This window comes from Arthrobacter sp. NPDC080082, from assembly GCF_040686595.1.
In the GTDB taxonomy this organism is placed as follows: domain Bacteria; phylum Actinomycetota; class Actinomycetes; order Actinomycetales; family Micrococcaceae; genus Arthrobacter.
Window position 1 is genome coordinate 732,373 of record NZ_JBFBKQ010000001.1, and the last position, 11,118, is coordinate 743,490.

The 11,118-nt window shown below is 58.1% G+C and carries 9 protein-coding genes; 8 read left to right on the forward strand and 1 reads right to left on the reverse strand.

Annotated elements, in window-relative coordinates; all coding sequences use genetic code 11:
• Positions 1-107: 107 nt before the first annotated feature.
• The 3 genes from AB0O44_RS03445 (at position 108) to AB0O44_RS03455 (ending at position 5,593) form a co-directional block, all read left to right on the forward strand.
• Positions 108-749, forward strand: coding sequence for a GntR family transcriptional regulator (locus AB0O44_RS03445; protein ID WP_364134212.1), 642 nt, complete (start codon positions 108-110; stop codon positions 747-749).
• Positions 750-950: 201 nt separating this feature from the next.
• Entirely contained in the window at positions 951-4,358 is a 3,408-nt protein-coding gene (locus tag AB0O44_RS03450) for an AAA domain-containing protein (protein WP_364134215.1), read from the forward strand.
• Between the two features lie 8 nt (positions 4,359-4,366).
• Entirely contained in the window at positions 4,367-5,593 is a 1,227-nt protein-coding gene (locus AB0O44_RS03455; protein ID WP_364134218.1) for a hypothetical protein, read from the forward strand.
• Positions 5,594-5,908: 315 nt separating this feature from the next.
• Here AB0O44_RS03455 and AB0O44_RS03460 read toward each other — a convergent pair whose 3' ends face one another.
• On the reverse strand, positions 5,909-6,613 hold the full coding sequence (locus AB0O44_RS03460) for a GntR family transcriptional regulator (protein ID WP_364134221.1): 705 nt from the start codon (positions 6,611-6,613) through the stop codon (positions 5,909-5,911).
• A gap of 190 nt (positions 6,614-6,803) precedes the next feature.
• Between AB0O44_RS03460 and AB0O44_RS03465 the strand changes: the two genes are divergently transcribed.
• The 5 genes from AB0O44_RS03465 (at position 6,804) to AB0O44_RS03485 (ending at position 11,093) form a co-directional block, all read left to right on the forward strand.
• On the forward strand, positions 6,804-7,703 hold the full coding sequence (locus AB0O44_RS03465; RefSeq protein WP_364134224.1) for an ABC transporter substrate-binding protein: 900 nt from the start codon (positions 6,804-6,806) through the stop codon (positions 7,701-7,703).
• Between the two features lie 110 nt (positions 7,704-7,813).
• Positions 7,814-8,686: an amino acid ABC transporter permease gene (locus AB0O44_RS03470; RefSeq protein ID WP_364134227.1), complete on the forward strand. Its 873-nt coding sequence runs from the start codon at positions 7,814-7,816 to the stop codon at positions 8,684-8,686.
• On the forward strand, positions 8,683-9,447 hold the full coding sequence (locus AB0O44_RS03475; RefSeq protein ID WP_364134230.1) for an amino acid ABC transporter ATP-binding protein: 765 nt from the start codon (positions 8,683-8,685) through the stop codon (positions 9,445-9,447). Before AB0O44_RS03470 ends, AB0O44_RS03475 begins: the two co-directional genes overlap by 4 nt.
• 99 nt (positions 9,448-9,546) lie before the next feature.
• Complete coding sequence (locus AB0O44_RS03480; RefSeq protein WP_364134233.1) at positions 9,547-10,719, forward strand: alpha-hydroxy acid oxidase; 1,173 nt, start codon at positions 9,547-9,549, stop codon at positions 10,717-10,719.
• Positions 10,716-11,093 (forward strand): RidA family protein, encoded by a 378-nt coding sequence (locus tag AB0O44_RS03485; protein WP_364134236.1) that lies wholly within the window; start codon positions 10,716-10,718, stop codon positions 11,091-11,093. Before AB0O44_RS03480 ends, AB0O44_RS03485 begins: the two co-directional genes overlap by 4 nt.
• Positions 11,094-11,118 lie beyond the last annotated feature (25 nt).

An 11,118-nucleotide genomic window follows, 5' to 3' on the forward strand; every position in this document is an offset into this window, starting at 1 on the left:
CGGGGCTCCGGCGCCGCGATTGAATGCAAATGTATACTGCGATCTGGGTGATGGGAACCCGGATGACGGCATGTGGACGTCAGCTCCGGGCCTGGTGAGGAGCGTGCGTGGTGTTGGAGAAGTCGGTCTACAGCCGCCTGCGGGAGGACATACTGAGTTCGGCAATCACGCCGGAGGAGACCCTTACGGAGGTCAAGCTGACGGAGCGGTACGGCGCCTCCCGCACCCCGGTCCGCGAGGCGCTGCAGCGGCTGGAGCAGGACGGCCTGCTGGAGCGCCGCGGCAAGATCCTGGCGGTCCGGACGCACACGGCCGAGGAAATCGTGGACATCTACGAGTCGCGGATCGTGCTCGAGGAAGCCGCCGCGGCCAAGGCTGCCCGGAAGCGAACGGACCTGGATGTCCGGCTGCTCCGGGCCAAGTGCCAGAGCATGCGCGCGCTGGATCCGGCGGACGGGTCGTCACTGGCCGAGGCCAACCGGGAGTTCCACGGCCTGATCTGGACCGCCGCCCACAGCCCTTCACTGATGCGGCTGCTGACCGGCCTGGACCAGCAGGTCCGCCGCTACACCCTGACCACCCTCACCCACCCGGGCCGCTGGGACGCCGTGCTGGCCGACTACGAAGCCCTGGTCGCGGCGATCGAGGCCGGCGAAGCGACCACAGCTGGCGACATCGCCGCCCGCCACATGACCGAAGCCCTGGATATCCGCCTGCAAATGTACGCCGAAGACCCGCAGCGGCTGTAAGAGTTCGTCAGCCTCACCTGGCATGTACGCTGCGCCGATAACGGACCTTTCGTCAGCCTGGGGCAGTAGCGCAGCACCCCGCGGCCTTCGAGAAGAATCGCCTCGAAGGGTGAACACCCTAGGACCGAAAACCATGGCGCCGAAACGCTGTAAGACCCTCAATCTTTACTGGTCTAGACTCGTGGTCAGTTTGCTGTGAGGGTGCATAGCTCCCACAGATGCTATACGAGTTCAGGGGGCGGGACGTTGGTACCGGAAATTATCGCAAATGCTTATCTTGTTCTGGAAGGCGAGAAGCCCCGGCACGGCGGTCATTCCTCCGTGCGGAAAGCCGTCAGCCTAACCTCTGGTGACCCCGTGGCCATCAAGTTCATCGTTGGACGGGGGACGGAAATGACCGAGTCCATCTTCCAACGAGAAGTGAAAGTTCTCAAGACGGCCCGCCATAAGAATATTGTCCCATTGCTGAACTCAGGTATCGATGACACTTCAACTCCCTACCTTGTAATGCCGTGGGTGGAACGCAATCTCCAAGAGTGGATCGAAGACGGAAACTTTGCGGATGCCCGCGAGAGCGTTGGATCCCTCCTGCTACCCTTGGCCTCGGCGGTCGGACACCTCCATCGACACCGCTTAGAGCACAGAGATATCAAACCGTTGAATATTCTTATGACGTCCGACGGAGTGCCGCTTCTCGCGGATATGAGCATCAGCAAACAAACCATGATGACTAATAGCTCCGGACTAACACTGCAAGCCTGGAGGACTGCACCTTTCGCGCCGCCAGAGTTGGTGGACAAGCAGCCTTACGTTCGAGACGTTTATTCACTGGCGGCTACATTTGTTGTGGCCGCCTCCGACAAAAAGATAGAGAACCACGCCGAAGTCGTGGCAGCCTTGGATTCTCTTGATTGTCCGTCCGCAGTTCGTAGCGTGCTCGAACAGTCCCTCGACGTCGACCCGGAGGCCAGACAGGCAGACTGCTCGATTATGGAATCGGAGCTGCAATACGCTTTTGACCACTCGACGAGGTCTTATTCATCCCGTCGGCTTCTATTCCTTGTGCTCACGAAGTCCGCGATTCGCACATTGAGTGAAGTCTTCCCTGACCCGGGACAGTCGACCTCATTTGTCATCGACGATCTGGCGTCGGCAACGGTCGCCCGCCTCGGGGAGGGCCCCGATGGTTCACCTATGGTGGAACTCGCCGGCGACCGGGGTCTGTACCGGTGCAGTCCCAAGCCGAAAGAAGGCATTCTTCTGGTAACCGGTGTCAGCGTCGATGAACTGGAGGCTCTGGAGTGGCTGCGTCGTTCCGGAAGGGTGGTCGCCAGCGACGTTGATTTCTCCGACCGAACCCCCCTCGACAAGGAGCGTGCGATCTCCCAGCTGTCCGGATTCCTCACGGACTTGCGCGACCACAATGAGTCACCGCGAGACGCTTCTTCGCTGGGCGGTCTCGCGACCCATCTCGCTCGTTGGACCAGAACCCTTGACGTGATAGTCGAGTTCGAACGTCGTAAACGGCGGAATATTCGGTTTGACAACGGTGCAAATGACGGGCGTGACCTGACGGTCGCCCTCTGCGAATCTGTGGAGGAAGACCTAGTCGGCTCAGAGTGGATACTCAAGACATCCTCCGATTCGCTGTCAGGGACGCGGGTGGAGGTGATTCGTCATGTCGATCATTCGTCTACTCTGAGAAGTCGTTCGGGGCAACCCCTCCGGGGGTATCGCAGAGGAGTTCTCGAACCAGATCTAGGCCCCACACTCGTCTCGCTAAGACGCCAAATGGATGCCCTGGCGTCCCTCAAGCATGGTTCTGCAACGAACGATTGCCTAGGGGAGATTCTGGATGGTATTGAGCAGGCTCCCCTACCTCCAGTCACCCCTGAAGGAGGATGGTTCCAACACCTGGACGCCGCGAAACAGCGTGCCGTGGGTACCGCCCTTGCCGGCAATCCCGTGATGCTGGTGAAAGGTCCCCCAGGCACGGGCAAAACGCGCTTGATTGCAGAAATTGTGGCGCAAGAGCTGAGAAAATCACCCACAAGCCGGATACTGCTCGTCAGCCAAACCCACGTAGCGGTGGATAATGCGCTTGCGAGGATTGCATCGCTGGGCATAGACCGTGTGGTACGACTGGGCAAACCTAACGACGAGCGCATCTCACCAGAATCTCGCCGCCTACTTCTGGATACGCTGATCGATGAGTGGGTTCAACAAGCGCGTCGCCGATCGGAGAAACATCTGGAGGATTTGTCCGAACAGGTGGGTCTGCCTGCCACAACGGTTCGTGCCGCTTTCATCCTCCAACAGATCGCCGCTATCAGTCAGCTAATTGCCCGCCAGCGAGAGCGGGACGTAACCTCCATCCTTGACGAGATCGCCGAAGATTCTGGTTTGGCCGTACAGAGCGACCAGTCAGTAGACGTTGCCGCCCAAGAGAGCTTGGTGGTGCAGCTTTGGAACGACCTAGACCATCTACTTCCAGGATCTTTGGTTTCATACGAAAGTCACGGCCCGGACCAACTCAGGCAGGTATCCAAAGAGATGATTGCCGGTTTTGCCGAAGGAGCGCACCTGCTCAAACTGGTTGAACTCCAGGCGGATTGGCTTCAGCGGATGCCCATAGATCCCTCTATTGTGGCGACCTTTCTTGCCGATGCCACAGTAATTGGTGGGACCTGCCTCGGGTTCCTGTCTCATGCTGCAGCCAAAGACCTGGAGTTCGATCTGTGCATTGTGGATGAAGCATCAAAAGCCACTGCTACCGAGGCCCTTGTGCCCGTCGTGAGGTCTCAACGTGTAGTTCTTGTCGGTGATCCGAGCCAGCTCCCTCCTATGGAAGAGGAAGCATCAAGGGACCGGGAACTCCTCGAGGAGTTCGGCACTACACCCCAGGAACTATCCGAAACACTTTATGACGTTCTGTCAGAAATTCTTCCTGAATCCCTCGTTATCGAGTTGAACGAGCAATTTCGAATGCAAAAGGCAATCGGCGATCTTGTTTCAGAGTGCTTTTACGACTCCAATTTGACCTCGGCAACTCAGGCACCATCAGTTAACTTGTCTAATCTTTGGTCGCCTCTGCTTTGGGTTTCGACCAGCTCTCGCAAAGATAGGTTGGAACAAGAAGATAAGTCCGCTCAACGTAGCTACGCTAACCGTCGGGAAGCTCTGGAAATCGCAGCACTGTTGAATGTTTTACAACGCTCTCTGGAAAGAGGGTTAGTACAGTTAACCGGAAATCAACAACTGGAAGTGTTGGTTATCGCACCTTACCGCAGCCAGCTAGAAGCAATCCGTCGTGAACTGGTCAAGAGTCAATACAGTTTCAACGTGTCAGTGGAATCTGTTGATGCGGTCCAAGGTAGAGAAGCTGATATCACCTTCTTTTCGGTCACCCGAAGCAACCTGAATGGACGTTTTGGGTTCATCGGAAAGAAGTATTGGAGGCGCATCAACGTTGCAGTCTCACGTTCACGGTTAGGGCTAATCATCGTCGGAGACCTCGACTTTGCTACATCAGCGGAGGGTCCCCTTAAGAAGATTGCGAACTACATGCAGCGCAATCCTGAGTCAGCCGAAGTGAGGGAGATAGGATGATCGGCCGTATGAATGACCTCAACAATCGACTGCGGAACGCCCGCCCCGGACTCTCCCCAGTTGCGCTGATCGAAGTGGCAGTTCCTGTAACGATGCTTCGCTTGGTGGTCAATGCTCAAAGGAAGAAACAGATAGCCCTGCTGCACGAGATCATCCTTCGCTCCGTCGACGCTGGCCTTACAGCGACTGACGAAATCGCGCATCTGACCGGCCTGGAAAATCGCGTCATTTCAGAGACCGTCGCTGAGTTGGCAGTCTCAGGTCATGTCACGACAAGTTCTTCCTCGGCGATCCGGCTCACGCCCATTGGGCGTATGCTCGCGGACGAACTTACTTTAGTCACCCCGAGCGTGGAGACTCTGAACTTGAGCTTCGACCGATTGACTTGGAAGGTAGCTGCTTACAGATCCGGGAGACTAATAAATCGAAGGGATACCGTTGCCAGAGGAGTGACTCGTATCCCCGCGTCACAAACCAGGAGGATCGAGAGGCCCGACGTAACGGTTCGCGACCTCCGGGCATTGCTCAGTCGATCCAACGAGCGAAACGTAGAAGTCGACTACCTCGGCATTGTAGATCTGCGTTCCCGGGCCAGTAAGTACTACGAAGCTGAACTTATACTCTATGCAGACAAGTCCGGGCAGACGTTAGAGGCCGCATTCCTGATCGACGACGATCCTAGCGAGGAGCATGATTTGGCTTTTCTCGCGGGTGGCGGCCTCAAGTCTCTAAAAGTTGAAGTCGAACCGACATATTCGGAATCAGGGGCCATGCCTGCGAACGAAGGCGTCGGCGAACTGACAGCTTTCGAATATGCTGGAATGCTCTATAAATCTCTTCGAGATGCAAAAGAAATTATCATAGTTATTGAGAAATTAAACGACTGCGCCGCCATGAGACAATTGCTGACAATGCTAACAGATCAGCTTGCGCGAGGGTGCAGCGTGCTTATTGGCATTCTGAAAACCGAAGGGGAAGATCTGATCCCTAAAGGACTTCAAGAACTCATCAGGCCTCTTGCATCCGAAGGTGCAGTCAGAGTCCTGGACGTAGACCAATACGCCACCGTAGCGAATGGAATCTACCTCGACGAAATCCGAATGCCATGGATACCCGAAGCAGTCGACCACCAGCATCTTCCCGAAATTCGGCTTTACAGAATTCAGCCAACACGAGACTACAGCTCACGAGATGCTGTCCGTAAGACAGTTCAGAATGCCTTGCGGCTGTCGTGATTCGAACTGCGCACCAGCGGACACGGCAAGATATCTGCTTTCCGCCTTAGCCGTCCACCTGACGCGCTTCCTTCTCACCGGGCTTGCCGCGTGAGGGCCACAAAGGACCTGGACGGCAAGAATGGTCACGTCGCACCGAAGCCAGTAGGGACTTGAGTGCAGGGGATGGCCCATGACGTTTCGCAAAGCCCAGGGGACCCGACAAAACCTTAGATGACTTGCTTGGAACCGGACAATTGCGGTGCCATAGGCTTGTTTCCCCTCCCCCACTCTTGCACCGATAATCGACGTTTTGTCCGTGAGCTGGCCAATCGTTCACCCCGCCGGGTTGAATCTCGGAAGACCTAGGAGGCGGCGGCTGATCCCGCCGATGTGGGCAGCCATCGCCGCCTCAGCCGCCTCAGCGTCTCCGGCCCTGAACGCTTTGATGATGGCCTGGTGCTCCAGTTGAGTGTCGTCCCCGCTGAGGTCGTTCTGAACCATTAGGCGGAAGCGCTGGATGTGGCCTTCGACTGAAGCATAGGCCCTGATCAGGAACTCATTGTCCGTTGCTTCCACGATCAGCCGGTGAAATTCTTCGTCTGCGCGCCAGTAGGAGCGGTAGCCGGCAAAGGTGCTCCCGCCATGGCGCGACTGGTCAAGAACCGCGTGAACGCGCTCCAGATCAGACACCAGGTTTACTCCTGCAGTCGAGCAGGCAAGGCCAGCACAGGCCGGCTCCAGAACCCGTCTGGTGGTGAGGAGTGAAGCGGCATCCTTCGCCGTCGGCTCAGGGGCCACCCTGTAACCACGGAGGGCTTCACGCTTGATCATTCCGGTGCCCTCTAGACGCACCAGCGCCTCTCGCACAGGTGTGGAAGAAACCTTAAAACGCCGGGCCAGGCCATCAATGCTCAGTGGAGCCCCGGTGGGAATCTTGTCGTCCAACAACAGGGAAAGGACGGCCTCGAAGACCTGATCCGCCAACATCGGCCGCGCAGGAATGAGCTCGTCTGTTTCTTCAGTTGGAACGGCGTTCATGCTGAATCCCCTTGGTTTATGGCGGGTCACTAAACATTACACACAGCCGTCGCGAAGGTGACGGAGACCGTTGGCAACAAATCGTGCATGATGTACGGTACATGCTACCGGCTGGAGCAGTGATGAAGAACACATTGCCGGCCTACACGCCGTTTCGATCCGTCATTCCCAACTCTCAAAGGCGCATCCGATGACTCAGTTCCGATCAATCCTCACGACCGCTACCCTTATGGCGACAGCCTGCGGCCTCCTGGTGGGATGCTCCAATCCCGATGGCTCCAACGCCAGTGCCGAGAAGCCTGCGCCTTCAGCTTCGGCTGCTGCCGTGGACCAGGCTGCTGCAGCTGCCCTTCCCCAGGCCGTCCGCGACAAGGGGACCCTCGTCGTTACCATGAGCCAGAGCTCCCCTCCTCTTCACTTCATGGATGGGAACACGACGGTGGGCGTGGATCCGGAACTGGCCGTTGCGCTCGGCCAGACTCTCGGGCTAAAGACCGAGGTTCGGAGCGGACCCTTCGACGGCATCATTCCCGGCATCAGCGCCGGGAAGTTCGACATGGCGGTCTCGCAAATGTCCCCCTCGACCGAGCGGATGAAGGTTCTCGACTTTGTCGACTACTACCAGTCAGGCAGCGGCATAGGCGCGGCCCCCGGCAACCCGCAGAACATCACGGCGGACACCCTGTGCGGAAAGCGTGTTGGCGCGCTCAAGGGTTCCTTCCAGGACCTCAAACGGATTCCCGCCCTCTCTGCCGCGTGTACCGCCGCCGGCAAACCCGCAATCGACACGATGACGTATCCGGACATGCAGGCGCCGAGCCTGGCATTGGCTGCCGGTCGCCTCGATGCCGTCTACGTCGACGGCCCCACCCTTGGATATGCGATCAAGCAGGGCGCCAAGATAGCTCTCGTCGGCGAGAAGGACCTCTCCCCCGTGAGCATCGGCTTTAAGAAGGGGGCCGGCATGGAGAAAGCCATCCAACTCGGTCTTGAAGCGATGTCCAAAAACGGGAAGTACAAGGAGATCCTCAGCAAATGGGGCGTGGAAAACGGTGCCATATCTGACTTCGCCTTCAACAAAGCCCAGTAGGCAGGTGCCACATGACAAGCACACTGGACGTCGAAAGAAAGCACCCCTCAGCAGTGGACGACAAGACCCGAAGCCTCCTTCTTGGACGGCCACACAAACACAATGGAGCAATGTGGCTGACTGCCTCGGTGGTCCTTGTCACCGTATTGCTTGTGGCCTACTCCCTCGTGACGAATCAACGTTACGAGTGGGATGTAGCTTTCTCTTGGTTCACCTCCGAGAGACTGTTCACAGGACTGCTGCGCACACTCGGCCTGACTGCCATCTCCATGGTGGTGGGCATCGTTGTCGGTGTTTGCCTGGCGTTGGCCCGGCTGGCCCCGAATACAATCGTCGCCGGAGTTGCCGCTTTCCTCGTCTGGTTTTTTCGCGGCGTGCCCGTGTTCGTCCAGCTCCTCTTCTGGGGCTTCATTGCCGCTATATATCCACGGATTGAAATCGGCGTTCCGTTCGGACCGGAATTCTTCTCCGTGGACGCCAACTCCCTCATCACGCCTTTCGTAGCTGCCGTCTTAGGACTCGGGCTGAACGAAGGCGCTTACATGTCCGAGATCGTTCGTGCAGGCTTACTCAGCGTCAATCGCGGGCAGACTGAGGCGGCAACCGCGCTCGGGATGCGACGCTCTGCAATTCTCTTCCGGATCATCCTTCCCCAGGCCATGAAGGTTATTGTTCCTCCCACAGGAAACCAGACCATCTCGATGCTCAAGACGACCTCTCTCGTCAGCGTCCTGGCGTTCCCTGAGCTGCTCTACTCCGCCCAACTGGTCTACAGCGCAAACTTCAAGACCATCCCCCTCCTCATTGCCGCAAGCATGTGGTACCTGCTGGTCACCAGTGTCTTGAGCCTCGGCCAGTACTTCATCGAGCGTCACTACAACCGCGGGACCGCAACCGCCGGGCGGGTCAATACACGGGCTGACCGCCGTCGCATCAAGTCCGCTACTGCTACAACAACGAGCTCAGAAGAAGGCCAGCCATGAACGATGTGATGATCGAAGCCAGAGGAGTCACGAAGAATTTTGGGGACCTGCAGGTACTCAAAGGAATCGATCTCGTCATCCCGCAGGGAAGTGTCACCTGCATCATTGGTCCTTCCGGATCGGGCAAGTCGACCTTTCTGAGGTGCATCAATCAACTCGAGTCCCTGGACGGTGGATACATCGTGGTGCAGGGAGAGCCCGTGGGCGTCAAGATCAAGAACGATCGTCTGCATATGAAGAGCCATGCCGAATCGGCCAAAATGCGCGAAAACATCGGCATGGTTTTTCAGAGCTTCAACCTGTTTCCCCACATGACTGTGCTGCAGAATATTTGCGAAGCGCCCGTTCGGGTGAAACGGAAGAACCCCAAAAAGGTCAGGGAACGGGCCTTGGAACTGTTGGAGCGGGTGGGACTCTCCGCCAAGGCTGACTCATACCCTTCCTCCTTGTCGGGTGGCCAGCAACAGCGCGTTGCTATTGCCCGGGCACTTGCCATGGAACCCAGCCTCATGCTCTTCGATGAACCGACTTCCGCCTTGGACCCGGAGTTGGTGGGTGAGGTGCTGGATGTGATGCGGGGCCTCGCCCGGGCGGGCATGACGATGATCGTTGTGACGCATGAAATTGGATTCGCACGAGAGGTTGGCGACCACCTGATCTTCATGGACGGCGGCGGAATCATTGAACAGGGCGATCCCCGAACGGTGCTCCAAGACCCGCAGCATGAGCGCACAAAGCAATTCTTGGCAAAGGTCATCTAGAGCTCATCGCTCCCCCAAAACGAAAAATCCAGAGGTTCGATAAGCATCGCCTCAGCCGTCCACGGATTCGGACAGCCCCAACGGAAAGAAGTACAACTAATGTCGCAACGCGTCTTGAGCGCCGCCGGGATGAAGCAGGCGGCCTACCGCCGGCTTCCCAAAATGATGTTCGACTTTCTCGAGGGAGGGGTCCTCGATGAAGTCACGGCTGCCCGGAACATCGAGGCCATGCAGTCCGTCACGTACCGCCAACGCGCCTTCCCCGACGTAGCCCACATGGACCTCTCTTCTTCCATGCTCGGACAAAAAACGGAGGTTCCCTTCTTCATCGGACCGATGGGCATGCTGGGCATGATCCATCCGGATGCCGATCCCGGTATCGCCCGCGCCATCTCGGATATGGGCGGAATTTTCATCCACAGTGCGTGGTCGGGTGTGGCTCTCCCTGAAGTTGTCGCAGCCGCAGCACCAGGTCGCGTGTGGGCACAGGTCCAATTCTGGAAGGACCGCCGCCACACCGAAAACCACCTCGCCGAGGCACAGAACCTTGGCATCGATGTGCTGGTTCTTCCAGGAGATTGCACCGTCGGTGAAGACCGGGAACGGGAAATGCAGCACGGAATGACCCGTCTGCCCCCGGCCCTCTCCTTCCCCGATATTGTTTCCTGCGCCATGCATCCGGGGTGGGTTGCCGGTGTCCTCTTCGGAGGTCGGAAAGCCACATACGGCAACTACCAGCCGGAGGGCCGCCCACTGAGGATGCCCGAAATGAAGCCGTTCATGAAAGCCAACAAAGACCTCACGGTCTCCTGGAAGGACGTTCAAAAGACACGGCAGCAGTGGCCTGGGAAGCTGGTCATCAAGGGCATCATGTGTGCTGAGGACGCCAGAATCGCCATCGACCTCGGCGCGGATGCCGTGTACGTCTCGAACCTGGGAGGTCGTCAGTTTGACCGAGGCGCGGCCACGATCAGTGTTCTCGACGAAGTGGTGGCGGAAGTCGACGGCCAGGTGGAGGTCTACTGTGACGGAGGTGTCCAACGCGGGTCCGACGTGTTGAATGTGCTCAGCCGAGGTGCGCAGGCCGCAGGTATCGGCCGGGCGGCAGCGTACGCGCTGGCCGCAGGCGGAGGAAAGGCAGCCGGTCAGCTCCTTGAAACCATGCGGGCAGAGCTACAGACCGCTATGGGCTTTTGCGGAGTCAACACCGTCGAAGGCATCAACCCGTCCGTTCGCCGCGAGCCCCTTCCCGAGAAGGCAGCCGCACTGTGAGCGATCTTCGGCGTTATCCCGAGACCGCAAAGCCCGGATCCCTGTCCAGCGATGTAACCGTGGTCGGAGGGCTCGCTTTCGTCACCTCCATCCCCACGGATTCCAACGGCCAACTGGCAGGGGAGACCATAGAGCAGCAGAGCGTAGCCGTCATTGAGAATATGCGAACAGACTTGGAGCGTTGCGGCTCGAACCTGAATCGAATCGCCCACCTGACTATCTACCTGACCGACATCGAGAACCAACGCGCAGGGTTCAACGAGATCTATCGGACGTACTTCGAGGAGACTCTGCCCGTCCGTTGCGCGGTCGGAGTAGCCCGTTTGGCCCGTCCCGGCATGCATGTCGAACTTACGGCCGTGGCGGCTGTCTGAAGCTCCCGCCGGGGCACACTGCCCA

What these genes read in the sequence shown, in the direction of transcription:
- AB0O44_RS03455 (WP_364134218.1), top strand. Translation starts at nt 4,367, where the DNA reads ATGAATGACCTCAACAATCGACTGCGGAACGCCCGCCCCGGACTCTCC.
- AB0O44_RS03460 (WP_364134221.1), bottom strand. Translation starts at nt 6,613, where the DNA reads ATGAACGCCGTTCCAACTGAAGAAACAGACGAGCTCATTCCTGCGCGG.
- AB0O44_RS03465 (WP_364134224.1), top strand. Translation starts at nt 6,804, where the DNA reads ATGACTCAGTTCCGATCAATCCTCACGACCGCTACCCTTATGGCGACA.
- AB0O44_RS03470 (WP_364134227.1), top strand. Translation starts at nt 7,814, where the DNA reads ATGTGGCTGACTGCCTCGGTGGTCCTTGTCACCGTATTGCTTGTGGCC.
- AB0O44_RS03475 (WP_364134230.1), top strand. Translation starts at nt 8,683, where the DNA reads ATGAACGATGTGATGATCGAAGCCAGAGGAGTCACGAAGAATTTTGGG.
- AB0O44_RS03480 (WP_364134233.1), top strand. Translation starts at nt 9,547, where the DNA reads ATGTCGCAACGCGTCTTGAGCGCCGCCGGGATGAAGCAGGCGGCCTAC.